Source organism: Novosphingobium sp. FW305-C-111, from assembly GCF_058783565.1.
In genome coordinates this window covers 76,232-100,966 of record NZ_JBYSYP010000002.1, presented here as the reverse complement: position 1 = coordinate 100,966, position 24,735 = coordinate 76,232, and the positions used below count along the sequence as shown (strand labels likewise).

General features: G+C 67.7%; 22 protein-coding genes. 13 read left to right on the top strand and 9 right to left on the bottom strand.

Features of this window, described 5'->3' with window-relative positions:
• Nucleotides 1–16 precede the first annotated feature (16 nt).
• On the bottom strand, nt 17–1,513 hold the full coding sequence (locus AC3WLD_RS03020; protein ID WP_492555444.1) for a peptidoglycan DD-metalloendopeptidase family protein: 1,497 nt from the start codon (nt 1,511–1,513) through the stop codon (nt 17–19).
• 212 nt (nt 1,514–1,725) lie between these two features.
• Between AC3WLD_RS03020 and ribB the strand changes: the two genes are divergently transcribed.
• The 6 genes from ribB to AC3WLD_RS02990 all read left to right on the top strand — a co-directional run bounded on the left by ribB (nt 1,726) and on the right by AC3WLD_RS02990 (nt 7,586).
• Nucleotides 1,726–3,012: a 3,4-dihydroxy-2-butanone-4-phosphate synthase gene (gene ribB, locus AC3WLD_RS03015; RefSeq protein ID WP_492555443.1), complete on the top strand. Its 1,287-nt coding sequence runs from the start codon at nt 1,726–1,728 to the stop codon at nt 3,010–3,012.
• Between the two features lie 13 nt (nt 3,013–3,025).
• Nucleotides 3,026–3,448, top strand: coding sequence for a 6,7-dimethyl-8-ribityllumazine synthase (gene ribH / locus AC3WLD_RS03010; RefSeq protein ID WP_492555442.1), 423 nt, complete (start codon nt 3,026–3,028; stop codon nt 3,446–3,448).
• Nucleotides 3,449–3,535: 87 nt separating this feature from the next.
• Entirely contained in the window at nt 3,536–6,064 is a 2,529-nt protein-coding gene (locus tag AC3WLD_RS03005) for a helicase-related protein (protein WP_492555441.1), read from the top strand.
• Nucleotides 6,064–6,381 (top strand): RNA-binding S4 domain-containing protein, encoded by a 318-nt coding sequence (locus AC3WLD_RS03000; protein WP_492555440.1) that lies wholly within the window; start codon nt 6,064–6,066, stop codon nt 6,379–6,381. Before AC3WLD_RS03005 ends, AC3WLD_RS03000 begins: the two co-directional genes overlap by 1 nt.
• Nucleotides 6,378–6,716 (top strand): ferredoxin FdxA, encoded by a 339-nt coding sequence (fdxA, locus tag AC3WLD_RS02995; protein ID WP_492555439.1) that lies wholly within the window; start codon nt 6,378–6,380, stop codon nt 6,714–6,716. Before AC3WLD_RS03000 ends, fdxA begins: the two co-directional genes overlap by 4 nt.
• Before the next feature lie 342 nt (nt 6,717–7,058).
• Nucleotides 7,059–7,586 (top strand): CarD family transcriptional regulator, encoded by a 528-nt coding sequence (locus AC3WLD_RS02990; RefSeq protein ID WP_492555438.1) that lies wholly within the window; start codon nt 7,059–7,061, stop codon nt 7,584–7,586.
• Nucleotides 7,587–7,652: 66 nt separating this feature from the next.
• Here AC3WLD_RS02990 and AC3WLD_RS02985 read toward each other — a convergent pair whose 3' ends face one another.
• Nucleotides 7,653–8,519, bottom strand: a complete 867-nt coding sequence (locus AC3WLD_RS02985; protein WP_492555437.1) for a helix-turn-helix domain-containing protein — start codon at nt 8,517–8,519, stop codon at nt 7,653–7,655.
• A 59-nt stretch (nt 8,520–8,578) separates the two neighbouring features.
• On the opposite strand from AC3WLD_RS02985, the gene AC3WLD_RS02980 reads away from it, so the two are divergent.
• Complete coding sequence (locus AC3WLD_RS02980; RefSeq protein WP_492555436.1) at nt 8,579–9,373, top strand: head GIN domain-containing protein; 795 nt, start codon at nt 8,579–8,581, stop codon at nt 9,371–9,373.
• A 49-nt stretch (nt 9,374–9,422) separates the two neighbouring features.
• Nucleotides 9,423–9,755: a hypothetical protein gene (locus AC3WLD_RS02975; RefSeq protein ID WP_492555435.1), complete on the top strand. Its 333-nt coding sequence runs from the start codon at nt 9,423–9,425 to the stop codon at nt 9,753–9,755.
• Here the strand turns inward: AC3WLD_RS02975 and AC3WLD_RS02970 are convergent.
• The gene (locus AC3WLD_RS02970; protein ID WP_492555434.1) at nt 9,752–10,708 is read right to left on the bottom strand and encodes an L-threonylcarbamoyladenylate synthase; all 957 of its coding nucleotides are present in this window, start codon (nt 10,706–10,708) and stop codon (nt 9,752–9,754) included. The genes AC3WLD_RS02975 and AC3WLD_RS02970 overlap by 4 nt on opposite strands.
• A 46-nt stretch (nt 10,709–10,754) precedes the next feature.
• On the opposite strand from AC3WLD_RS02970, the gene AC3WLD_RS02965 reads away from it, so the two are divergent.
• Nucleotides 10,755–12,485, top strand: a complete 1,731-nt coding sequence (locus tag AC3WLD_RS02965; protein WP_492555433.1) for an acyl-CoA dehydrogenase family protein — start codon at nt 10,755–10,757, stop codon at nt 12,483–12,485.
• 8 nt (nt 12,486–12,493) lie between these two features.
• A complete protein-coding gene (locus AC3WLD_RS02960) occupies nt 12,494–13,318 on the top strand; it encodes an ATP-binding protein (RefSeq protein ID WP_492555432.1) in 825 nt (274 codons plus the stop codon).
• A gap of 15 nt (nt 13,319–13,333) precedes the next feature.
• Here AC3WLD_RS02960 and AC3WLD_RS02955 read toward each other — a convergent pair whose 3' ends face one another.
• The gene (locus tag AC3WLD_RS02955) at nt 13,334–14,812 is read right to left on the bottom strand and encodes a PQQ-dependent sugar dehydrogenase (protein ID WP_492555431.1); all 1,479 of its coding nucleotides are present in this window, start codon (nt 14,810–14,812) and stop codon (nt 13,334–13,336) included.
• Nucleotides 14,813–14,907: 95 nt separating this feature from the next.
• Here AC3WLD_RS02955 and AC3WLD_RS02950 point away from each other — a divergent pair, with 95 nt between their 5' ends.
• The 3 genes from AC3WLD_RS02950 (at nt 14,908) to AC3WLD_RS02940 (ending at nt 19,087) form a co-directional block, all read left to right on the top strand.
• Nucleotides 14,908–17,691, top strand: a complete 2,784-nt coding sequence (locus AC3WLD_RS02950) for a CHAT domain-containing tetratricopeptide repeat protein (protein ID WP_492555430.1) — start codon at nt 14,908–14,910, stop codon at nt 17,689–17,691.
• A gap of 33 nt (nt 17,692–17,724) precedes the next feature.
• Nucleotides 17,725–18,207 carry a GAF domain-containing protein gene (locus tag AC3WLD_RS02945; protein WP_492555429.1) on the top strand — a complete coding sequence of 161 codons (483 nt, stop codon included), beginning with the start codon at nt 17,725–17,727 and terminating at the stop codon, nt 18,205–18,207.
• Between the two features lie 118 nt (nt 18,208–18,325).
• The gene (locus AC3WLD_RS02940; protein WP_492555428.1) at nt 18,326–19,087 is read left to right on the top strand and encodes a glycine zipper 2TM domain-containing protein; all 762 of its coding nucleotides are present in this window, start codon (nt 18,326–18,328) and stop codon (nt 19,085–19,087) included.
• A gap of 74 nt (nt 19,088–19,161) precedes the next feature.
• Here the strand turns inward: AC3WLD_RS02940 and AC3WLD_RS02935 are convergent, their stop codons facing one another.
• The 5 genes from AC3WLD_RS02935 to mnmG form a co-directional block, all read right to left on the bottom strand.
• The gene (locus AC3WLD_RS02935; protein WP_492555427.1) at nt 19,162–20,316 is read right to left on the bottom strand and encodes an acyl-CoA dehydrogenase family protein; all 1,155 of its coding nucleotides are present in this window, start codon (nt 20,314–20,316) and stop codon (nt 19,162–19,164) included.
• A 144-nt stretch (nt 20,317–20,460) separates the two neighbouring features.
• Nucleotides 20,461–21,405 (bottom strand): ParB/RepB/Spo0J family partition protein, encoded by a 945-nt coding sequence (locus tag AC3WLD_RS02930; RefSeq protein ID WP_492555426.1) that lies wholly within the window; start codon nt 21,403–21,405, stop codon nt 20,461–20,463.
• Nucleotides 21,402–22,178, bottom strand: coding sequence for a ParA family protein (locus AC3WLD_RS02925; protein ID WP_492555425.1), 777 nt, complete (start codon nt 22,176–22,178; stop codon nt 21,402–21,404). The genes AC3WLD_RS02930 and AC3WLD_RS02925 overlap by 4 nt, the downstream gene beginning before the upstream one ends.
• Nucleotides 22,175–22,837 (bottom strand): 16S rRNA (guanine(527)-N(7))-methyltransferase RsmG, encoded by a 663-nt coding sequence (rsmG, locus tag AC3WLD_RS02920; RefSeq protein WP_492555424.1) that lies wholly within the window; start codon nt 22,835–22,837, stop codon nt 22,175–22,177. Before rsmG ends, AC3WLD_RS02925 begins: the two co-directional genes overlap by 4 nt.
• The gene (gene mnmG / locus AC3WLD_RS02915) at nt 22,834–24,723 is read right to left on the bottom strand and encodes a tRNA uridine-5-carboxymethylaminomethyl(34) synthesis enzyme MnmG (protein ID WP_492555423.1); all 1,890 of its coding nucleotides are present in this window, start codon (nt 24,721–24,723) and stop codon (nt 22,834–22,836) included. The genes rsmG and mnmG overlap by 4 nt, the downstream gene beginning before the upstream one ends.
• Nucleotides 24,724–24,735: the final 12 nt, after the last annotated feature.

The following is a 24,735-nucleotide window of genomic DNA, read 5'->3' as shown; positions in this document are numbered from 1 at the left end:
AATCCTCCAGAGTGAATCAGCGCTTCGCCAGCGGCATCAGCGCCGCGCCGGGCTTGACCGCCTGCATCTGGCCCAGCCGCGCCTTGAACGCCGCCATCTGTGCGGGATCGACGGCAGCGGCGCGGGCAATGAAGCCGACCGAACCGGGGTTGACCGGCACGCCGCCGCGATAGAGCTCGTAATGGAGGTGTGGGCCAGTGGAGAGGCCGGTCGAACCGACGTAGCCGATGACCTGACCCTTGCTGACCCGTTCGCCCGGATAGACCGCGATGCGGCTCATGTGGCCATAGCCGGTGCCGATCCCGCCGCCGTGGTCGAGCCGCACGTAATTGCCGTGCCCGCCGTGGCGTCCAGCAAAGGTCACCAGGCCGTCGGTCACGGCGTAGATCGGCGAGCCCCACGGCGCGGCGAAGTCGATTCCGGCATGAAGCCGGGTGAACCCGAGAATCGGGTGGCGGCGATAGCCGAAGCCCGAGGTGATCCGCCCCGCGACCGGCGCCATCAGTGAACCGCTCTGCTGCGCCTGGACCGCGCCGCCATTCATCGCCGCGGCTTCGTAGAACTGGCCGTCCTCACCCCAGCGCAGGAGCTGGGTCTGCGGTTTCCCGCCGCGCAGGACGGCGGCATAAAGCAGCTGCCCGGTCTCGGCCTCGCCGCCTGCGGAGCGCTTGTACGAGACGACGAAATCGAACTCGTCGGAGGGCTGGATATCGGTTTCGATCGAGATGTGCTGGTCGAGCGTGCGGAGGTAATCCTGGATCGCCTCGGCCGGAGCGCCGGCGGCGCGGGCCGAGCGGTAAAGGCTCGACCCGACAATGCCGCGAATCCGCAGCGGGGTGGTGTCGACCGCGATGGCGTTGCGCGCCATCGCCAGCCCCGCGCCCTCGCGGTGGATGGCGATGGCGAGGTCGAAGCGGGCGCGGAAGCTGATCGCGTCGAGCGGGCGCGGCTGGGTCGGACTCACCCGGTGGCCCAGCACGATGTCGAAGCGGGTGCCCGGCGCCAGCTTGTCGAGCGGGACCGCACCGGCGACCATCTCCGACACGCGCGCCGCGTCGTATGCGCCGATTCCGGCGCGCTGGAGCATGCGGCCGAAGCTGTCGCCCTGCCCGAGCGTGGCGGTGAGCGCGATCGACGGCCGCTCCGGCGCAGCGGCGAGCGGCACGACCGCGCTGGTCATGTCCATGTGCCGCCCCATGTCGCCGCCGAGCGCGAGCGGCTTGACGGTGTTGGTGGCGAACTCGGCGCGCGCGGTTTCGTCGTACTTCTGCAGCGGCGCGGCCTCGAGCGGCGCGAAACCCGGCCAAAGCAGCAAGGCAAGCGCCGCCAGTCCGACCATCGTCGCGAGTCCCCGGAACCACCGGGCGCTGCCGATGTCGAGTGCGAGGTCTGGCGCCCAGTCAATCGCGGCAATACGGTCCAGCATGGCGATCTGCGATACGCGTGCGGGCTTGGCCGGCTGAGCGGCAGCCGCCACCTCGCGCCCCAGCACTGCCTCGCGGAAAGTCGCCACGCCTTCGTTCCCCGTCCGGACCCGACTTGCCAGATCCGCGCAAACTCCTGCCCTGACAAGGTTAATCTTGCGTGAAAGATGACGTCATGGCGATGAATCGAGACTTGCTCTGGGCGTCAGTGACCATCTTCTCGCACTGGAATCACATAGCCATCAGCTAGAATGTGAGTATGCCATTGCTCAAACACATTGCGATGTGTATTTCTCTGTCTATGGCACAAAGCATCATCGATCGCGTTGTCGATCTCGTCACATCGGGCGGCATGAGCCGTTCTGGCCTCGCCCGCGCCGCGGGGCTTCACGCCAACACGCTGCGTGACTGCGGCGAAGCAGGCTGGAACCCGACGGCCGAAACACTCGGCAAGCTCGAGCGCTTCCTCGCCGCCAATGACGAACGGCCAGTCCTGGCGCCGATCGAGGAAATTATCGACGAGGCCCGCAATGGCCGGATGTTCATCCTCGTCGACGACGAGGACCGTGAGAACGAGGGCGACCTGATCATTCCGGCCCAGATGGCGACGCCTGACGCCGTGAACTTCATGGCAACTCACGGCCGCGGCCTGATCTGCCTGTGCCTCACCCGTGAACGCTGCGAAGAGCTCGAACTCGCGCCGATGGCCCGCCACAACGGCACCTCGCTGGGCACCGCTTTCACTGTGTCGATCGAGGCGCGAGAGGGCGTCACCACAGGCATTTCCGCCGCCGACCGGGCGCGCACCATTTCGGTTGCGATCGACGGATCCAAGGGCAAGCACGACATCGTCTCGCCGGGCCACGTCTTCCCGCTCCAGGCCCGTGACGGCGGCGTGCTCGTCCGGACCGGGCACACCGAGGCCGGCGTCGACATTTCGCGTCTTGCCGGGCTCAATCCGTCGTCGGTGATCTGCGAGATCATGCGCGACGATGGCGAGATGGCCCGGCTCGACGACCTGATCGGCTTCGCCCGGCAGCACAACATGAAGATCGGCACGATCCGCGATCTGATCGCCTATCGCCGCAAGCACGACCGCATGGTCGAAAAGAAGGCCGAACTGCCCTTCACCAGCCGGTGGGGCGGAGACTGGCGCGCGATTACCTTCTTCAACAAGGCGACCGGCGACGAAACGATGGCGCTGGTCAAGGGCCGGATCGATCCGGACCAGCCGACGCTCGTCCGCATGCACACCCTCTCGTTGTTCGCGGACATCTTCGGCGAGCAAGGCGACCGCTCGAACCTGCTCAGCCGCTCGATGGAAATGATCGCGGAGCACGGTTCGGGCGCGGTCGTGGTAATCAACCGGCCGATGCATCGAATGATGACGCGTACCATCGAAATCAAGGCACAGGTTCGCGGCGGAGATGACAGCATGATCGAGGAACTGCGCGACTACGGCGTCGGAGCGCAGATCCTTGCCGAGCTGGGCATTCACGAGATGATCCTTCTGACCAACACCCACCATTCGCTGGTCGCGCTCGAGGGTTACGGCCTGTCGGTCGTCGGCGAACGCCCGATCGCCTGAGGAGACACGCACCATGGCCAACATCCTGATCGTCGAGGCACGTTTCTACGACCATCTCAACGACATGCTCGTCGCCGGCGCGCGCGCAGCGGCGGAAGCGGCCGGGCACAGGGTCGAAGTCATCACCGTCCCCGGTGCGCTGGAAATTCCAGGGGCGATTGCCCTTGCGGACGCTTCCGGCGCTTATGAGGGCTACGTCGCGATCGGCGTGGTCATCCGCGGCGAGACCTATCACTTCGAAATCGTCGCGGGGGAAAGCGCCCGGGGCATCATGGCGCTGACCATGGACGGCGTCGCCATCGGCAACGGCATCCTCACCGTCGAGAACGAGGCCCAGGCGCTCGTCCGCGCCGATCCGGCGCAGAAGGACAAGGGCGGCGAAGCGGCCAAGGCGGCGCTCGCGCTCATGGCGCTGCGCGACAGGTTCGCTTCCTGATCAGACACTTGGCCGCCCGGCGCGGTCCCTGTGCAAATCGCCTTCGGTTCTCTTGCGAGGGGCCGGAGGCGATGCCACATCTTGCCCATGGCCGGTTCCCTGTCCTCGCGCCCCGGGGAGGAAGTACGGGTCAAGGCGGTGCTGGGCCCGACCAACACCGGCAAGACCCACCTCGCGATCGAGCGCCTCTGCGCCCATTCCTCCGGGGCGATCGGCTTTCCGCTGCGGCTGCTGGCGCGTGAGGTCTATGACCGCGTCGTCGCGATCAAGGGCCCGGACCGCGTGGCGCTGATCACCGGCGAGGAACGGATCGAGCCGAAGAACGCGCGCTGGCTGCTGTGCACTGCGGAGGCCATGCCGGTGGGCGCGGACCTCGCCTTCGTCGCGCTGGACGAGGCCCAGCTCTCCGCCGACCCGGAGCGCGGGCACATCTTCACCGATCGCCTGCTGCATGCGCGCGGGCGCGACGAGACGATGCTGCTCGGTTCAGCCAGTCTCGAGCCGATGGTCCGGGCACTCGTTCCCGGCGTCGAAGTGATCTCACGCCCGCGCTTTTCCACCCTTTCGCACATCGGAGCGAAAAAGCTCTCGCGGGTTCCGCCGCGCTCGGCGATCGTCGCGTTCAGCGCCGAGCAGGTCTATGGGGTAGCGGAGATGCTCCGCCGGTTCCGCGGCGGGGCGGCGGTGGTGATGGGGGCGCTGAGCCCCGAAACCCGCAATCGCCAGGTCGCGATGTACCAGTCCGGCGAGGTCGATTACCTCGTCGCCACCGATGCCATCGGCATGGGGCTCAACCTCGACATCGGCCACGTCGCCTTCGCCGGCCTTTCGAAGTTCGACGGCAAGCGCCAGCGCCGCCTGACCATCGCCGAAATGGCCCAGATCGCCGGTCGCGCCGGGCGGCACCAGCGCGACGGCACCTTCGGGACGCTCGCCGGCACCGGACATCATGACGCCGAGTTCACGCCGGAAGAGGTCTATGCGATCGAGGAGCACCGCTTCCCGCCGCTGACCCGCCTGTTCTGGCGCGAAGCGGAACCGCGTTTCGACAGCCTTGCCACGCTGATCGCGGACCTCGAAAGCCCGCCGCCCCGCGCGGAGCTGGCCGCCGCACCGGAAGCCATCGACCTGGCGGTCCTGCGCCGCCTTGCCGAGGATCCCGATGTCGCGGCCACGGTGCGCGGCCGCCGGGCGGTCGAGCGGTTCTGGGACGTCTGCCGCCTCCCCGACTTCCGCCAGCAGGGCGCCGAGACCCATGCCCGGTTCGTCGCTCGCCTCTGGCAGGACCTGTCCCGCGGCTACCTCGGCGCCGATTACGTCGCCTCGGCCATTGCCCAGCTCGACAATCCGTCGGGCGACATCGACACGCTGCAGGGGCGGATCGCGGCGATCCGCTCGTGGGCCTACATCGCCCAGCGGCCCGATTGGGTGCTCGCCCGCGACGAGATGGCCGCGCGCGCCCGCGCCGCCGAGACCCGCCTGTCCGATGCCTTGCACGGCCGGTTGACCGAGCGCTTCGTGAGCCGCCGGACCACAGTGCTGATGCGCAAGCTCGGGGCGGATGCCTCGCTCCTGCCGGTGCGGCTGGACGAGGACGGCACCGTTCTGGTCGACGACGAGGCGATCGGGCGGCTCGATGGTTTCCGCTTCGTCGTCGATCCGCAGGCGCGCCATGCCGACCGCAAGCTGTTGCTGGCAGCGGCGGAGCGACATCTTGGCGACCTGCTGTCCGCGCGCGCGACCGCCTTGATCGCCGCCGCGGCAGACGACGGGAAACTTGCTTTGGCTGCCGGCAAGATCGCCTGGAACGGCGTGCCGGTCGCGCGGCTCGAGCGTGGCCGGGATCTGCTCTCCCCGCGCGTGGCGCTCGATCCCGCGTTCGATGCGCTGCCGGTGGCGAAGCGCGACGAGGTCCAGGCCGCCCTGCGCGCCTGGCTGGACCGGCATACGGCCCGGCCGCTCGCCCGCCTGCGCAGCATCGCCGTCGCCAGCGCTGCATTCTCTTCAGGGGCCGAACTTCGGGCCCTGCTGCTGCATCTCGTCGAGGCCGGCGGAGCCTTGCCGCGCGACGGTTCGGGACTGGAACGGCTGACCGACGACCAGCGTGCGCAGTTGAAGAAGCTCGGCGTGCGCATCGGTGCGCTCGACCTCTTCGTGCCCGATGCGCTGCGCCCGGCGGCGATGGCGCAGTGGCATGAGCTGGCCAGCGCCTTCGGCGTCAAGGTTGCTGCCCCTCCTGCCGGGATGCCACCGGTGCTGGCAGGGCGCGAGCGGCCTCCCGGCTACCGGCTGCTTGGCCGCGAGGCACTGCGGGTCGACATGGCCGAGAAGCTGATCCACGCCGCCCACGCCGTGCGTGTCGCGGCCAAGGGGCGGTTCTTCCTCGATCCGTCGCTCGCCCGTTCGATGGGCCTGTCGACGGCCGCTTATGCCCGATTGCTGCGCGAGGCCGGTTTCCGCGTCTCGATGGGCCGGCCGATCAGCGAGGGTGAGCGCGGCCCGCCCGCGCCGCCGCTGTGGGACTGGAAGCCTGTGCGGCACAAGCATGGCACGCGGCTCCCACCTTCCCCAGCGCCGGGCGGGGCCTTCGCCGCGCTCGCCGGGCTGGTGGGCTGATGGCGCTGCGCATCGACAAGCTGCTGTTCTTCCTGCGCATCGCCAAGACCCGCGGGCTGGCCCGGGACTGGGTGGAGGAAGGCCACATCCGGATCAACGGCCGGCGGATCGAGCGTGCGCACCACGGTGTCGCCACCGGAGACGTGATCGTGTTTCCAATGGGGACGGCGGTGCGGGTGATCGAGGTCGTGGCTCTTCCCGGACGGCGGGGTCCGGCGGCGGAAGCACAAGGCTGCTATCGCGTGCTTGACGAGGGCGCGGCTTCGCCTTTAGCACGGCCTCAAACAGACACGCCTGAGGGAACAACAAGCCAATGACCTATGTCGTCACCGAAGCCTGCATCAAGTGCAAGTACATGGACTGCGTCGAGGTCTGCCCGGTCGACTGCTTCTACGAAGGCGAGAACATGCTGGTGATCAATCCCAGCGAATGCATCGACTGCGGCGTGTGCGAGCCGGAATGCCCGGCCGAGGCGATCCTGCCCGACACCGAAAGCGGGCTCGAGCAGTGGCTCGAACTCAACGCCAAGTTCTCGGCCGAATGGCCGAATCTCACCACCAAGAAGGACACGCCGCCCGACGCCGACGAGCACAAGGGCGAAGACGGCAAGTTCGACAAGTACTTCTCGGAAGCCCCCGGCGAAGGCGACTGACGCTACGCTCCTGCTGCATCGCAGCAAGCGCAAGGCCGCAAAAACGATTGCACCGACCCCCGGCCCGCGGAAAACTGCGCGCCGGGTTTCGCCGCATCTGCGCGCAGGGCTGGTAATTTTGTTGCCGAAATGCTATGTCACGATTCCAAGCGCGGCAGGTTTTCCTCCTGGCGCTGCTCTGCAACACGAATGAAGGCAGGAAGAACGGCAGCACGGATCGATCGGGTCGTCCGCCGCCAGCGCTGACGGCCACATGGCATGACCGGCCGGATCGTCTCGATTCCGGCCTTGCCTGACCGCTCCCTCGACGCCCCAACCCTGCCCGTGTCGAAAGGATTGTACATGGCAGTCAAGGCTCTCGCCTTCGATGTTGGGGACTACGTTGTTTACCCGAAGCATGGTGTCGGCCGGGTGGTCGAGCTTCAGGACGAAGAAATTGCGGGCATGAAGCTGCAGCTCTACGTGCTGCGCTTCGAAAAGGAACGGATGACCCTGCGGGTTCCGGTCAACAAGGTCGAATCGATCGGGATGCGCAAGCTGTCCAGCGACAAGACCCTGCGCGAAGCGCTCGACACCCTGAAGGGCAAGCCCAAGGTCAAGCGCACCATGTGGTCGCGCCGCGCCCAGGAATACGAAGCCAAGATCAACTCGGGCGACCTCGTCTCGATCGCCGAGGTGACCCGCGACCTGTTCCGCGCCGACGACCAGCCCGAGCAGAGCTATTCGGAGCGCCAGATCTTCGAAGCCGCCTCGTCGCGCCTCGCGCGCGAACTCGCGGCGATGGAAAAGACCGACGAGCCGGCCGCGCTCAAGAAGATCCTCGCGATCCTCAACGAACACGCACCGAAGTACTACGAGGCGACCGCCTGATCCGCGGCGCAACGTGGACCGAAAGGGCCCCCGGGAAACCGGGGGCCCTTTTCACATGCCGCCATGTCAGGCCGGCTTGACGAAGTAACCAGCCACCTTCCAGTCGCTCCCTTCGCGCACGAGCGTGAGCGTCTCAACGGCCTTCGTGTCCACTCCGAACGTCGTGGCGAATTGCAGGACAGCATAATCGCCCGCCGGTGCGCCGGGCAGTTCGGCCGTCAGTTGTGCGTGCAGCAGGCTGCGGGACAACACCTTGCCCAGGGGTTGGCGGACCGGACCGGCCATGGCGGCCCATTCCGGTCCCGTAACACGCGAGCGGAACATCGTGGCCGCGGTGGCCCAGGTCTGCTGCCAATCTCCCTTGTCCGCAAAGGCCAGCCAGGCCCGCGCGGACGTTTCGGCCGGTGCGGCAGCCACTTCGGCACGCACGTGGGTGGTTTTGGCTGCGCTATCTGTCGGGGCAGAGCCCGAACCCTGAAGCAGCAGAACGGCGGAAATGACGGATGCGATGACGGTCACGATGGCTCCTGTCCAGATGATGCGGGCACGCGGTGATCGCGGCCCGGCGGCAGGTGGCATTTGCCGCGCCGAGTCGTCGGAGGTCACCCCGAAATGCTTGTACCCAAGCGGATTGTCCGCTGCTCCTTCGGTCGCGGCAAGAAGCCGCGCCGCCTCCCGGCTGCTCGACACGCCCAGCTTGCGCCGGGCGTCACGGAGTCGTTCGTTGATCGTGTGGACCGACAAGCCCAGTTCCCGCGCCGAGGACTTGGCGTCGTAGCCCGCGAGCAGGAGCCGCAGCGCTTCTTTTTCCTTTGGCGTCAGACTTTGAAGCTGCGAATTCATGCGGCCTGATATTTCCGGCGGGCGGGCAAAGCGAGCGAAATTGCTCGGCTGCATTCCGACTAGCCTGCGTCGGAATTCCACGAACGACATGGCCCATCATGCCGTGTTGCCGTATTACAAGGGCAATACAGCTTTCACGGAGAACAGCCATGTTCAAGAACCTCGCCCGCGTCCTCGCCGCCACGGCAGCGATCGGCCTCGCAATGGGCGCCAGCGCCTGCAAGGAAGGTAACTTTACCATCAATGGGGAGAAGGGCGTCCCCCTCTCCGAACTCGACATGAGCGGCCCGGCGCCGACCGAGGTCGCCATGCTCGGTCCCGACGAGGTCCGCCTGCGCAAGGGCGACAAGCTCGCCATAGCGGTCGAAGGAGACGAGGCGGCCAAGGACGCCCTGCGCTTCACGCTCAAGGACGGTACGCTCGGCATCGCGAGGCAGAACTGGAAGATGGATGGCGGCCACGCCACGATCACCGTGACCATGCCGCCGCCTTCCAAGCTGGTCATGGCCGGTTCCGGCAAGATGTCGAGCGAGGCGCTCGCGGGCGAGAACACCGAAGTCACCGTGGCGGGTTCCGGCGACGTCGACACCGGGGTGATCGAGACCACCGCGCTCAAGATCGACGTGGCCGGATCGGGATCGATCCGGGGCAGCGGCCGGGCAAAGTCGCTGCGCCTGACCGTCGCCGGCAGCGGCAACGCAGACCTCGACGGACTGAGCGTGGACGATGCCAAGGTCGATGTCGCCGGCTCGGGCAAGACCCGCTTTGCCTCGGACGGCACGGTCAAGGCCGACATCATGGGCTCGGGTGAGGTCCGCGTGCGCGGCCGCGCCACCTGCAAGGTCAGCACGATGGGCTCAGGCCAGCTCGTCTGCGAAAGCGGTCCGGCGCAGGCGGACGATGCGAATGAAGCGCCCGAGGCCGAGGCCAGCGACGAAGGCTGACCTCGCCCGGTTCACACGCCGTCAAGGGCGGCGGGTGCATGGCAAGGCCATGTTCCGTCGCCCATGTCTCGTGCTCGTACCGCTCGGCGCGCTGCTGCTTTCGGGCTGCCTCGCCAAAACGGCGCTCGATGTGGTGACCGCGCCGGTCAAGGTGGCCGGCAAGGCGGTCGACATGGCAACGACGAGCCAGTCCGAAGCCGACGAAAAGCGCGGCCGCGAACTGCGCAAACGCGAGGAGCGCTATGGCAAGCTTGAGCGCGATTACCGCAAGCAGGTGCAAAAGTGTGCCGGCGGCGATGCGGACGCGTGCCGCAAGTCGGACGAAATCCGAAGCGAAATGGATCGCCTGCGCCCGTCCATCCCGGCCGAACCGGACCGCTAGGCCGCCGCGCGGCGCAGGCGGTCGTTGATCGCCGTGCCGATCCCCTCGTCGGGAATGGGCGCGACTGCGATGCGCGGCTGCGGCGCATCGGCAGCGCGGTGGAGCGCGGCATAGAGCCGCGATGCCGCCACGGCGAGATCGGCTTTGACCGACAGATTGAACGCTCCGGGCACCTCCCCGAAGCCGATATGGAACTCGTCCGCCCCGGCGGCGAGAGCATTCAGCCGCACGGGCTTGCCCGGCGCATAGTGGCTGGCGAGCTGCCCGGGCGCCTCGATGCGATCTGACGTCACCGCGTCATGGCGTCTGCCGAGAATGGCGGAAATCCGGGATTCCTCGATCGGACCGGGCCGCAGGATCGCCCAGGTCCCGTCGCTGCGCAGCCCGACGATCGTCGATTCGATGCCCTGCTCCGTCTCACCGCCGTCGAGGATCACGCCGACCCTATCACCCAGCGACGCCGCGACATGCGCGGCGCTGGTTGGGCTGACCCCGCCACTGCGGTTGGCCGAAGGCGCGGCGAGCGGCAGGCCGCTCTCCCGCAGCAGCGCCTGCATCACCGGATGCGCCGGACAGCGGATCGCCACAGTCGGAAGGCCCGCGCTGACCGCCCCAGCCAGCGCGGCATCGGAACGGCGCGGCAGGACCATGGTCAGCGCGCCCGGCCAGAAAGCGGCAGCGAGCGATTCGGCCCGCGCATCGACTTCGACGAAGCGCCGCGCCGTCTCGAGGTCGGGGACGTGGACGATCAGCGGGTTGAAGTCCGGCCGGCCCTTGGCGCGATAGATCCCCGCAACCGCCGCCTCGTCGTCGGCCCGTGCGGCGAGGCCATAGACAGTCTCGGTCGGCACGGCGACGGTCCGTCCGGCGCAGATCGCCTGGGCCGCGAGCGCGATTCCCGCTTCATCCGCGGCTACCACGTTCGGGTGCATCTCCGACTTTGTCAGCGCCATGACCTGTCGCTATAGGCCGCTCCAGCACCGTGCCAAGGGGAGAGCCATGGATTTCACGCCACCGACAGCCGACCAGGTTCTCGCGATGAAAGTTTGCGCCGGGATTGACGAACTCGCAGAGTCCGAACGCTTCGCCGCAGCGAGCCCCGATCTCGTCGAGGCCATCGCCGACGGCATCGGCGCGCTGGCGGCCGGCGAATGGGCTCCGCTCAACCGCGTGGGCGACACCGAAGGCGCACTGCTCGCCAATGGCACCGTAAGCCTGCCGGGGGGGTTCGCGGAGGCGTACCAAGCCTATGTCGAGCAGGGCTGGAACTCGATCGCCGGTCCAACGGAGTTCGGCGGGCAGGGGCTGCCGTTCACGCTCTCCACCTGCGTGATGGAGACCTTGGGCGCGGCCAACATGGCGTTCACCCTCCTGCCGATCCTCAGCGTCGGCGCGGTCGATGCGCTCGACCACCATGGCAGCGACGCGCAGAAGGCGATGTACCTGCCGAGGCTGGTCAGCGGCGAATGGTCGGGGACGATGAACCTGACCGAGCCGCAAGCCGGCTCCGACGTCGGCGCGCTGCGGTCGACCGCGGTGCCGATCACCGAGGGGCCGCACGCCGGCAAGTACCGGATCAACGGCACCAAGATCTTCATCACCTGGGGCGAGCATGACCTCGCCAAGAACATCGTCCACCTCGTCCTCGCCCGCACGCCCGGCGCGCCAGCGGGCTCACGCGGGATCTCGCTGTTCGTGGTGCCGAAGTATCTCGTCAATGCCGATGGCTCGCTCGGCCCGCGCAACGACCTTCGCTGCCTGTCGATCGAGCACAAGCTCGGCATCAACGCCTCGCCGACCTGCGTCATGGGTTATGGCGACGGCACGACCGGCGGTGGCGAGTGCATCGGCGAACTGGTCGGGCGCGAGAACGAGGGCCTCAAGGCCATGTTCACGATGATGAACTCGGCCCGGATCAACGTCGGCAACCAGGGCGTGCAGATCGCCGAGCGGGCGCTCCAGCAGGCCCGCGCCTATGCCCGGGACCGGGTCCAGTCGGCCCGCGCCGGCAGCGCCGACAAGGCACCGGTGGCGATCGTCGAACATCCCGATGTGCGGCGAATGCTGCTGCGGATGCGCGCACTGACCGAGGGCGCGCGGGCGCTGCTTTATTACACCGCCGGTCAGGTCGACCGCGGCACCCTTGGTAACAGCGCTGCGGCACTGCGGGCCGAAGTGCTGGTCCCACTGCTCAAGGCCTGGGGCACCGATGTCGGCTGCGAGGTTTCGAGCCTCGGCGTGCAGATCCACGGCGGGATGGGCTTCGTCGAGGAAACCGGCGCGGCGCAGCACTACCGCGATGCCCGCATCGCCCCGATCTATGAGGGCACCAACGGCATCCAGGCGGCCGACCTCGTGACCCGCAAGCTGGGCTTCGAGAACGGCGACGTGGTCCGCGCCCTGCTGCGCGACGTCGCCGCCGACTGCGCCGAGGCGCCCGAGCTTTCGGCCCTGGCGCAGGATTGCCTTGCGGTGACCGACTGGCTCGCGGGTGCTTCGATCGACGACCGGCTCGCCGGGAGCGTGCCGTTCCTGACCATGGCCGCAGTCGCGGTCGCGGGGTGGCAGCTGCTGCGCCAGGCGCGCGTGGCCGAAACCCCGGCCAAGGGCGTCGTCGCGAAGTTCTTCACCCAGTCGATCGTGCCCGAAGCGCGCGGGCTGGGCGCGGCAGCCATGGGCGGCGCAGCGCTGCTCTACGAGCTTGACGCCGAGGCGCTGGTCGCGGGCTGAAAACCGGAATGGACCAGGGAGACCCCCTCGCCCGCATCGCCGCGGCGCTCGAACGTCTGGCGCCGAAGGCCGTGCCGGACACCAACTGGCTGGCCCATCCCGCCTATGTCTGGGATGGCGCGGGCGGACGCCCGGTCGAAAGCTTCGAGGCCCCTGCGCTAGACCTGATGCGCGGGATCGATGCCCAGAAGGCGGCGGTGACCGAGAACGTGCGACGGCTCGCCGCCGGTTCCGCGGCGCACGACATGCTGCTGTGGGGCGCGCGCGGCATGGGCAAGTCTGCGCTGCTGCGGGCGGCGATCGCGTCGGCGCAGGCGGAGCGACCGGGTTCCATCGCGCTGGTCCAGGCCGCACCCGACGCGGGGCTCGCCGCCCTGTTTGCAACCTTGCGCAAGGCTCCCCGCCAGTTCCTCGTATTCCTCGACGATCTCGGTTTCGATGCATCCGACGCACAGGAAGCGCGGCACCTGCGATCCTGGCTGGAAGGCGGCGTGGAGGCGCGCCCGCGCAACGTCCGCCTGGCCGTCACGTCCAATCGCCGCGCGATCGTCGAACGGGTCCACGCCGAACAGGACGATCCGATCAATCCGCGTGACGCGGTGGACGACCGGCTCGCGCTGGCCGACCGCTTCGGGCTCAGCCTCGGCTTCCACAACTGCACGCAGGACGACTACCTGTCGATCATCGCCGGATATGCCGCGCACTATGGCCTCGGTTTCGACGAGCATGACGCACTCGAATGGTCGAAGCGCCGCGGCGCCCGCTCGGGCCGGGTGGCGTGGCAATATGTCAATGAACTTGCCGGCCGCGCCGGCAAACAGCTCCAGCCGTAAAGTCGCGCCGCGCGACTACTGCTCGTCCGGCTTCATCAGGTCCGAATCCTCGTTCGGCCGGGCGATGATGTTGCCGACCTTTGGCGGGGCCTTGGGCGCCGCGTCCGAGATCAGCGAGACGATGTCCGGCGCAGGTGTGGCTCCGGGCGCGACGACGCGCCAGATAACCCCGCCCGTATCGTCACTGACCAGCAGCGCGCCGTCCTTGGCAAACGCCACCCAGGTCGGGCGGCCATGGGCCTTCCCGTCGTCATCGAAGACGAACCCGCTGAGCACCGGCACCGGCGGCTGCGGCTTGACGTTGCCGCGCTCGTCGAATGCGACCCAGACCACGTCATAGCCGGACAGCGGGCGGCGGTTCCACGACCCGTGCCGGGCAACGAACGCGCCGCCGGCAAAGCGGGGCCCCATCAGGTTGCCGCCGCGCGCGAACGCGAGGCCGAGCGGCGCAACGTGCGCGCCGAGGGCGTACTCGGGCTTGCGGACGTAGTCGAAGAAGTAGTTCGGCATCGGATCCTTGACCCGCCAGTCGATGTTCTTCTTCCAGTAGACCCACGGCCAGCCATAGGATGCGCCGAAGGGGACGTTGGTGAGGTAGTCGGGCACAAGGTCTGGCCCGAGCATGTCGCGTTCGTTGACCGTCGTCCACAGCTCGCCGGTCGCCGGCTGCCAGTCGAGCCCGTTGGGGTTGCGCAGGCCGGTGGCGAACTCGCGCCCCTTCTTCTTGGCGAAGTCGTACTCCCAGATCGCGGCGCGGCCCTGTTCCTTGGCGATCCCGCCGTCGGCGATGTTCGAGGCCGAGCCGACCGTGATGTAGAGCAGCTTGCCGTCCGGGCTGAGCAGCAGGTTGCGCGCCCAGTGGTTGCCGCCGCCGGGGAGGTCCATCAGCTTCTCTGGCTTGCCGTCGAGCGTGGTCTGGCCGGGGGTGAACGGGAACGAGAGCACGGCGTCGGTATTGGCGACGATCAGCCGCCCGCCGGTCCCGTCGTCGCGGTAGGCCATGCCGAAAGGCGAATTGAGCGCCGGGTTGGTGAGCACGAACTTCTGCTCGGCGATCCCGTCGCCGTTGCCGTCGCGCAGGATGACCAGCTTGTTCGGCGAGGGATCGCCCGCACCGATCTTCTTCATGACATAGCCTTCGGCCATGGCGAACAATCCACTGCGCTCGCGCGGCGGGCTGTTGGTCAGCGCGGCGAGGACATCGCCGTTGGGCAGTGTGAATAGCGTGCGGGGATGATCGAGCCCGTCGGCAAAGCGCGTGACCGCCAGGCCCTGCGCTGCCACCGGCTTCTCGTCCTTCCCCCAGCCTACGAGGTCGGGAACCTTGAGCTGCGGGATCAGCTGTGAGTCCGCGTCGGCCAGCTCCGGGCGCGGCCCCGTCGTCTGGTCCAGCGTGTAGCGGGCGGGTGAGCCGTGGATGTTCCACCAGACGACCCCGATGATCAGGACGACCAGCAGGGCAATGACGATCAGCACTTTGCGAAGGAAGTTCATGTGCCATGCGTAGTGCGCTCGCGGGCGCGCCGCAATCTCTTGCTCGACAGGGGGATGGCGCGGCATGATGCGCCAATTGCAGGAGGGGCAGGCGAATGCGGACGAGATGGCTGCTTGGCGTCATGCTTGCGCTGGCAAGTCCGGGGCTTGCCCGGGCGCAGGGCGTGGACCTCGACACCCGCCTGAACCTGCCGGCGGCGGCGAAGATCGACGACAAGACGCGGCTGTTCTGGCTGAAGAACGCCGGCAAGGTCGCCCGCACCAAGGACGACTTCGAGGGTGCGGTCCTCGCGTGGCAGGCTGCGCTGCCCCTGGCGGAACAACTTCACGGCCCCGACTCGCGTGCCGTCGAGCAGGTGCTGTTCGAATATGGCCTGGCGCTCTACAACTTCGGGCAGGTGGCGCAGGCGCTGCCGGTCTACCAGCGCGACTACAAGCTTCGCCAGACCCTGTTCGGGGCGGACTCGAAAGAGGCGCTGATCGTCCTTTCGAACATCGCCGGAATCTATTTCCAGCTCGGCCGGATCGAGGAGGCGCTGCCGGTCCAGCAGCAGATCTACGAGGCGGGGCTGAAGGCGCGGGGCGAGGCCGACTACGACGTCCTGATCGACCGCGCCAACCTCGCGGTCACCCAGCGCACGCTGGGGATGTTTGCCGACGCCGAAGCCAACTTGCGCGAAGTGGTGCGCCTTCGCGTCGCCAACGGCCTGACAGACGACCAGTTGCCAACCGCAGCCGGCAACCTGCTGCAGGTGCTGCGACCGCTGGGCAAGGCAGGGCAATCACGGGAAATCCTGGCGCAGGCCGGCCTCGATTCGATGCTGGCGACCCCGGAAACCGGGCAGTACTTTTATCCCGGCCGCCATTTTCTTGTCGGACAGCTGGCGCGAAACCTCTTCGTGACCGGCAAGGTTGCAGAGGCGATCGAAACCTTGCGGCCCACGGTTGCGCGATCGCGGGAAAAGCTGGGACCCGATCACCCCTCCACGATCGGTTTCGAAAGCAGTCTTGCCGAATATCTGGGCGAACTCTCGTTCGCCTTCGCCCAATCCGATCCGGCGCGCTATGAGGCCCTCTCGCGCGAGGCTCGCCAACATGCGCAGGCCGCCGCGCGCGGGCTCGAGGCGCGAACCGCGGCGCTGGGCTTCACGCCTTACGATGAGGCCGCGGCCAGCGGCGATACCGGATTGCGCAACGAGACTTTCGCCCTTCTCGCCACGCTCGATGGCAACATGCTGCCGTTTCTCAGGACCGCAGACGAGCAGGGCGCGGTCCAGGACGAGGCCATCAAGGCCATCCAGCTGGCCATAGACGGCACGGCCAGCCGCGCGGTCGCCGAAACCGCGGCGCGCAATGCTGCGGCAGGCCAGGGCCTCGCCCCGCTGGTCGAGGCGCGGCAGTTGCTGGCTGACCAGTGGGCGGCGAACCAGGACGCGCTGGCGAAGGCCATCGCCCAGCGCGACGCGAGCGGCGAGGCCGAGCGCGTCCGGCTCGTGGAGGAAGGCAAGGCGCTGGAAGCGCAGCTGGCGGCCGCGGATGCCAGGCTCAGACAGGCCTTTCCGGCCTATTTCGACCTGATCCGGCCCGAGCCGCTTGGCCGCAAGGCGGCCGCCGATCTCGTCAAACCGGACGAGGCGGTGCTGCTGATCCTGCCAACTCCGCAGGCCACCCAGATCATGGTGATCACGCACGAGGGGATCGGCTGGTCGGTCTCCGGCCTGACTGAAGCGGGCGTGGCCGGCATGACCCGCCGCCTGCTGTGGGACGTGGGCGGCAATGTCGAGGTCAGCCGGGCCGAAGAAGCCCAGTGGGAGGACGAGGGCGAAGGGGCGTACCCGTTCGACCGCAAGACCGCTTACACGCTGTTCCGGGAACTGGTCGAACCGAACTTCGAACTCATCAAGGGCAAGCGCCACCTGTTCGTGGTGGCCGGTGGGGCGCTCTCGTCACTGCCGTTCTCGCTGCTCGTGACCGCACCGCCGCAGGGCGAGGACGGCGATCCCGAAGCGCTCCGCCAGACGAAGTGGCTGGCCGACGAGGTCGCGCTGATCCAGCTGCCCTCGCTGCAAAGCCTGTCGTTCCTGCGCAAGTACGGGCAGGACCCGGCGACAGGCGGCGGTGCCTTCCTCGGCTTTGGCGACCCGGTGCTGGAGGGCAAGGCCGAGCTGCGTGGCGGTCGCGGTGCGGACGGTACCCGCCGCCGCACAGGGGCCAGCGTCAGCCGGGGCAGCGACGGTCAGCTCTCGCTCGCCAACTTGCGCAAGATGGTCCGCCTGCCTGGCACCGCGGAGGAACTGGAAGCGATGCGCAAGGCGATGGCCGCACCCGCAACCCGCCTGTTTACTGGCGCGCGCGCCACCGAAGCGAACTTCCGCCATGCCGACATCGCCGGGGCCAAGGTCATCGCGCTCGCGACTCACGGGCTGATGGCCGGCGAGCTGGCCGGAAACGCCGAGCCCGGCCTTGTCTTCACCCCGCCCGCGACAGCCTCTGCCGAGGACGACGGTTATCTCTCCGCTTCCGAGATCGCCGCGCTGCGCTTTACGGCGGAGTGGGTGATCCTTTCCGCCTGCAACACAGCCGCCGGTGATGGCACGCGGGGCGCGCCGGGGCTTTCGGGGCTGGCGCGGTCGTTCTTCTATGCCGGGGCGGGGAGCCTGCTCGCCTCGCACTGGCCGGTGCGCGACGATGTTGCCTCGCGGCTGACCGTCCGCTCGATCGAGATCAAGCGCGACAACCCCGACCTCTCCCGCGCCGAGGCGCTGCAGCGGGCGATGCGCGAGATACGCCTGAACAGCACACACGATGGCCCGAACGACACCTGGGCGCACCCGAGCGCGTGGGCGCCGTTCACGCTGGTCGGCGACGGGACGAAGTAGGCTTCTGCGCGCGAAAGGGCTATGCGGGCGGCCATGTACGACTTCGCCCCCGCCGCCGACGCGCCCAAGCCCGAACTCTACCGCGACCTCCTCGCCAGCGCCGATGCGCTGACGGCCGGCGAACCCGACGCCGTGGCCAACATGGCCAATCTTGCCGCGCTGGTCTGGCAGTTCGTCCCGCAGCTCAACTGGGCGGGGTTCTACCGGATGGTGGACAGTGAGCTCGTACTCGGCCCGTTCGTGGGCAGGCCGGCCTGCATCCGCATCGCGGTCGGCCAAGGCGTTTGCGGGACCGCGGCAGCAAGCGGCACGACCCAGCTGGTCGAGGACGTCCACGCCTTCCCCGGCCACATCGCGTGCGACGCGGCAAGCGCCTCCGAGCTGGTCGTCCCGGTGATCCATGACGGCGCGGTGATTGCGGTGATCGATCTCGATTCGCCCGACAAGGCGCGCTTCGACGCCGAGGACGCACTGGGAATCGAGGCGCTGGCCGCTCTCATCGCCGACCGCATCTGACGCCCCGAATCGGGACACCCGGGCCGCGAGGCTTGGTTTTCCGCGGGACCTGTTGCTAAATTATGGGTTAACGTTTCCGGAGCGCCATTCCGCGCGTCCGGCACAGGGGACCCATGCGATGACCCGCACCATCACCAGTCGACTTGCAAGGACCGCGCTCGCCTCGGCCCTGCTCATCGGACTCTCGGCTCCGGCCCTCGCCGGCGACGGCCATCACGGTGCATATTCCGGCGGCTGGCGCGGCGGGTATGGCGGAAACTGGTACTATCCGGTCATGCCGTACCAGGGCGTCTATACGGTCACGGTGCCGACCACCGTGGTCCAGCAGGACGCGCCGCCGCCGCAACCCGCCTACCCGCCACAAGGCTATTATCCGGGACCAGACCCGGAATGGCAGCGGATGATGGAACGCTGCAGCGAACCGCCGCGCGCGGATAACGGCGTGGGCGGCGCGGTGATCGGCGGGATCGTCGGCGGGGTTGTGGGCAACCGCGTCGCGGATGGCGATCGCACGCTCGGGACCGTCGTCGGCGGCGCGCTCGGCGCGGTGGCCGGTGCAGCCATCGACAAGGCCGAGGACAAGGGGGCAGAGCAGCGCCTGCGCGAGGAATGCGACGCGTGGTACGCCTCGCACCAGCCGCCGCAGGGCTATCCGTACCCCGGCGGTTATCCTTACCCAGGTGGGTACCCGGCAGCAGGACACGGCTATCCCGGTTACGTGATGGTCCCGGTCATGCTGCCCGCGCAGCAGAAGCCTTGCGTCGAGACCACCACGGTCACCGAGGAATGGGTAGATGAACCCGTCCGCACCCGCGCCATCCCGCGCCGCGCTCCGCACCGCGACAAGCGGGTCAAGGAGAAGCGGGTCTACACGGGCTGACTTATCCGGGCCCATGTACCAAAAAAGGCCGCCGGAGACGCACTCCGGCGGCCTTTTTCGTATCCGGCCAGCCCCTAGAGCGAGCGGCCGATCAGTTCCTTCATGATCTCGCTGGTCCCGCCGAAAATCCGGGTGACGCGGGCGCCGCGGAACTGCTTGGCAATCGGGTAGTCGTTCATGAAGCCCGCCCCGCCATGGAGCTGGAGGCACTTGTCGACCACCTCGCCCTGCAGCTCGGTGTGCCACAGCTTGGCCCCGGACGCCTCGACCGTGGTCAGCTCGCCCTTGATGTGCCGCGCCAGCGCCCAGTCGATGTGCGCCCAGCCGACCTGGAGCTTGGCCTTCAGATCCGCCAGCACGAATCGGGTATTCTGGAAATCGAGCACCGGCTTGCCGAAGGCCTTGCGCTCGCGGGTGAACTCGACGGTCAAGTCGAACGCCCGCTGCGCCGCGGTCTGGGCGGAAATGGCGATGCCGAGCCGCTCCTGCGGCAGTTCGGTCATCAGGTAGATGAAGCCCTTGCCCTCCTCGCCTAGGCAATTGGTGATCGGCACACGGACATCCTCGAAGAACATTTCCGAGGTGTCGGCGGCGTCGAGACCGACCTTGTCGAGATTCCGACCGCGCTTGAAGCCTTCGCGATTTGCCTCGACCAGCACGATCGAGATGCCCTTCCAGGCCGGCTGGACCTCGGTGTCGGTCTTGCAGCAGACGAGGATCAGGTCGGCATTCTGGCCGTTGGTGATGTAAGTCTTGCTGCCGTTGATGACGTAGTGGTTGCCGTCCTTCTTCGCCGTGGTGCGCAGAGCCTGGAGGTCGGAGCCGGTGCCCGGCTCGGTCATCGCGATCGCGGTGATCACCTCTCCGCTGACCATCTTCGGCAGCCACGTCTGCTTCTGCTCTTCCGAGCCGTACTGCATGATGTAGTTGGCAACGATATCCGACTGCAGCGAAAAGCCGGTCGCCACATCGGTGCCATACCCGACTTCCTCGTCGACGATGGCGTTGTAGCCGAAGTCCAGCCCCAGACCGCCGTAAGCTTCCGGGACTGTCGGACACAGCAGGCCGAGTTCGCCGGCCTTGGGCCAGACCTCGCGCGGGACAATCCCGTCCTCGTCCCATTTCGCGGCGTTCGGCTCGAGTTCCTCGGCGACGAAGCGGCGAACCGTCTGGCGAAACGCCTCGTGATCCTCGTTGTAGGCAGTGCGGTGCAGGGCATCGAGCGACATGGCGGGACTCTCTCCGGTGCGATTGTTCGGCACAGGATTACTCGCGGGTATCGCGGCTGGTCAACGCTTTTTAATCGAGCGATTAAAACGCTGCAATCATCTCACGATCCCACGATGCAAAATTGTAAGACGTTGTTATTAAATCTAAATCCCGCCGCCTGTGAGACGCTGGCAGACAAGGTCGAGCTGATCGAGCGTCTTGTAGCGTATGGAGACAGTGCCCGAGCTGGGATCGGCATCGGCGCTGATCGTCACTTTCAGGCCAAGAAACTCCTCAAGGTGCGCCTGGACCGCAGCGATATCGGCATCGTCCGAAGGGCTTCGCGCCGTGCGCGGCTTGCGCGGCGCGGCGTCTCCCCGGCTCGCGCGCTTCGCCATGCGTTCGGCATCGCGAACCGACAGTCCCTTCGCCGCGATCTCGCGCGCCAGCGCAGAGGCATCGGGCACCGCCACCAGCGCACGGGCATGGCCCATAGACAGGGTCCCGCTCTCGACCAGTCCGAGCACCTCTTCGGGCAGCGCAAGCAGGCGCATGATGTTGGCGACATGGCTGCGCGACTTGTCGACCAGCGTGGCGATCTCGGCCTGGGTCATCCCGTCGAGTTCCGAGAGACGCTGGTAGGCGCGGGCTTCCTCGACCGGGTTCAGGTCCTCGCGCTGAAGATTTTCGATCAGCGCCAGCGCACGGACCTCCTGCTCATCGAGCTTGCGCACGATCGCCGGAATTTCGTGAAGGCGAGCCCGCTGCGCGGCCCGCCAGCGCCGTTCGCCGGCAACGAGACGGTAGTGGCCCGCCGCGAGCGGACGGACGATCACCGGCTGGATCACCCCCCTCGCCGCGATCGACTTCGCCAGCTCGTCGAGCGCTTCTTCGGCGAAGTGGCGGCGGGGCTGCTGCGGATCGGGCTCGATTTCGGCCACGGGAAGCATGGCGATCGCGCCTTCCCGCAATTCGGTCGGAGCAGACTGCCCGGATCCGAAGGCCGGTCGAACCAGCGGTTCTTCGCGCCTCGATTCGCCAAGCAGCGCCCCGAGTCCGCGCCCGAGCGCCGCCCGCTTGACCGGAACCTTGGCCTCGCCTTCGCTCATGCCGCCTTCCTCCGCTCGGGCAGGCGCGCGATCAATTCGCGGGCCAGACGCATGTACGCCTGTGATCCTGCGCAATTGTGGTCATAGACGAGCGCCGGCAGCCCGTGGCTCGGCGCTTCGGAAAGGCGCACGTTGCGCGGGATCACCGATTCGAACACGAGGTCGTGGAGGCATGATCGCACGTCATCGGCGACCTGGTCGGTCAGGCGGTTGCGACGGTCGAACATCGTCAGGACGATGCCGATGATCCCGAGATCGGGGTTGAACCGCTCCTGCACCCGCTCGACCGTCTGGAGCAGCTGGCTGAGCCCTTCGAGCGCGAAGAATTCGCACTGCAGCGGCACGAGCAGGGTGTCGGCGGCACTCAGCGCGTTGAGCGTCAAGAGCCCCAACGACGGCGGACAGTCGATCAGGCAGATGTCGTGGACCTGCTCGCCTTGAAGCGCCGTGCGCAGCCGTGCGGTGCGATCCTCCACGCTCACCAGCTCGACTTCCGCGCCCGAAAGATCGACGGTGGCGGGGATGATGTCGAGGCCGGGTATGCGCGTCGGCACCCAGCACTCGGCCACCGGTGCCTGCTCGATCAGGAGGTCATAAGATGACGCGCCGCGATCGGCGGCGTGGAGGCCAATCCCGGTCGAGGCGTTACCTTGCGGATCGAGGTCGATCAGCAGGACTTTCCAGCCGGTCGCCGCGAGCGCCGTGGCAATGTTGATCGCGGTTGTGGTCTTGCCCACTCCGCCCTTCTGGTTGGCTACCGCGATCGTGATCACCGGTGCTTTCCTCTGTTCGCGTTCGGGCCGCCACCAAGCAGGCGGCCCGTAATGATGCCGGCAGAGTCGTCCGTCAAAGATTGTTCCACGTGGAACAGGTGCTTCCACCCTCGCGCCAGCGTTTCCAGTTCATGCTGCGCTTTTGCCCCTTTCGGCAACAGCCAAAGCGTGTCTGGTGAAGAAAAACGTGCGGAAAGCGCGAGCAGCTTGTCCAACGGTGCGAATGCGCGTGCCGAAATGACACTCGCCGTCTGCGCCGGCAGCTCCTCCACTCGTGACAACCTTACCTCGACATTGGTCAAGCCCATCGCCGTCGCGGCCCGATCCAGCCATTCGGTCCTGAGCCTGCGCGAATCGACAAGCTGCACCGGGCGGTCGGGCTCGAGCGCCGCAACGACCACGCCTGGAAACCCGGCACCAGTCCCCAGATCGAGCCACAGGCCATCCGGAAGTGTTTCACGTGGAACACGAAGAAGCTGGGCAGAATCGAGGATATGCCGCTGCCAGACCGAAGGCAGCGTGGCTCGCGCAATCAGGTTCTGCCGCTCATTCTCTTCAGCAAGCAACCGGGCGAAGCAATCCAGCCGCGCCATCGCTGCTGCGTCCGCTCCCAACGTCTCGCGCAACCACAGACGTGCCTCTTCCTCGCTCTCGATCATGCCGCCCGCCGCTTTGCATGAACAAGCAGGCTGGCAAGCGCCGCCGGCGTGATCCCGGCGACACGCCCCGCAGCGGCGAGAGTTTCCGGACGGGCACGCTCCAGACGCTCGACCATCTCCCGCGACAGACCCGGCACGTCACCGAACGGGAAGCCGTCGCCCAAGGCCAGTCCTTCGCTCGCCGCAAGGTCCCGAAGCTCCGCGTCCTGCCGCAACAGGTAGGGCGCATAGGCTGCGTCCTCTTCGATCTCAACGATGAGTTCGGCGTCATCCGGGACGCTGTCACCCAGCCAGCCACGCAAGCTCGGCAGATCGACCTCAGGGAATCGCAACCACTCCGCAAGGGAGCGCCGCGACCCGTCGGCCCGGACAGGCATTCCAGCCGCGGCGATCTCCGCGGCGGTCGCGTCGCGGGCCAAGCCGGCATCGACCTCCGCGCGCCCCGCCTGCCTGCGTTCGAACCACTCTCGCCGGTCGGCGCCGATGCAGCCGGCCTCGATCCCCAGCGGGGTCAACCGTGTCGAGGCATTGTTGGCCCGCAGGCGCAGCCGGTATTCCGCCCGGGCGGTCAGCATCCGGTAGGGCTCGCTGACCCCGTGAAGCGTGAGGTCATCGACCATCACCGCCATGTAGCTGGTTGCACGGTCGAGTTGCGGCACCTCACGTCCCAGCGTCGCACCGGCTGCATGGAGCCCGGCGACGAGCCCCTGCGCGGCGGCTTCCTCGTATCCGGTCGTCCCGTTGATCTGGCCTGCACAATACAGTCCGGGGATAGCCCGCACTTCCAGGCTGCGGCGCAGCGCGCGCGGATCGATATGATCATATTCGACCGCGTAGCCTGGCACCGTCATCTCGACCTGCTCGAGACCTTCCATGGACCGCAGCATCGCCAGCTGGACATCGGTCGGCAGCGAGGTCGAAACCCCGTTGGGATAGACCACGGGATCGTCCAGTCCTTCCGGCTCGAGGAACACCTGATGCCCGTCCCGGTCCCCGAAACGATGGATCTTGTCCTCGATCGACGGGCAATAGCGCGGCCCCTGTGCTCCGATCGCGCCGGAAAACAACGGCGAGCGATCGAGGCCCGCGCGGATAATGTCGTGCGTGCGCTGGTTGGTGCGCGCGATGGCGCAGAAGACCTGTGGAAGCGGGCGCGCCGGGGTCAGCGGCGACATCGTCCACGGCTCCGCATCGCTCGGCTGCTCGGGCAGCCGCGCCCAGTCGATCGTCCGGCCATCGAGGCGCGGCGGCGTGCCGGTCTTGAGCCGCGCCATCGGCAAGGCGGCGTCACGAAGCTGCGCCGCCAGTCGGTGTGCGGCATTCTCGCCGATCCGCCCGCCTTCCATGCGCTCCTCACCCCGGAACAGGCGTCCGCCGAGGAACGTGCCGGTGCAAAGGATGACCGCGCCTGCCGCCATCTCCGTCCCGTCAGCGAGGATCACCCCGGCCGTCCTTCCCTGTTCCAGCCGGAGCGACGCCGCTTCCCCGCCAATCACGGTCAGCCCAGCCTGCGTCGCGACCATGGCCTGGATCGCCGCGCGGAAGCGTTTGCGGTCGGCCTGGACCCGGGGGCCCTGCACCGCGCTGCCCTTGGAGCGATTGAGCATGCGGTAATGGATCGCCCCGGCATCTGCCGCGCGAGCAATGAGGCCGTCGAAGGCATCGACTTCGCGGACGAGATGGCCCTTGCCCAGCCCGCCAATTGCCGGATTGCAGCTCATCGCTCCGATCGTCGCAGGGTCGAACGAGACGAGCGCGGTCGCCGCACCCATCCGCGCCGCGACGGCGGCGGCTTCGACTCCGGCGTGTCCCCCGCCGACAACAATGACATCGAACCGCTTCACATCGCGCCCGTTACAGGACCCGAGGATTCGGGTCAAAGCCATGGATGTTCCACG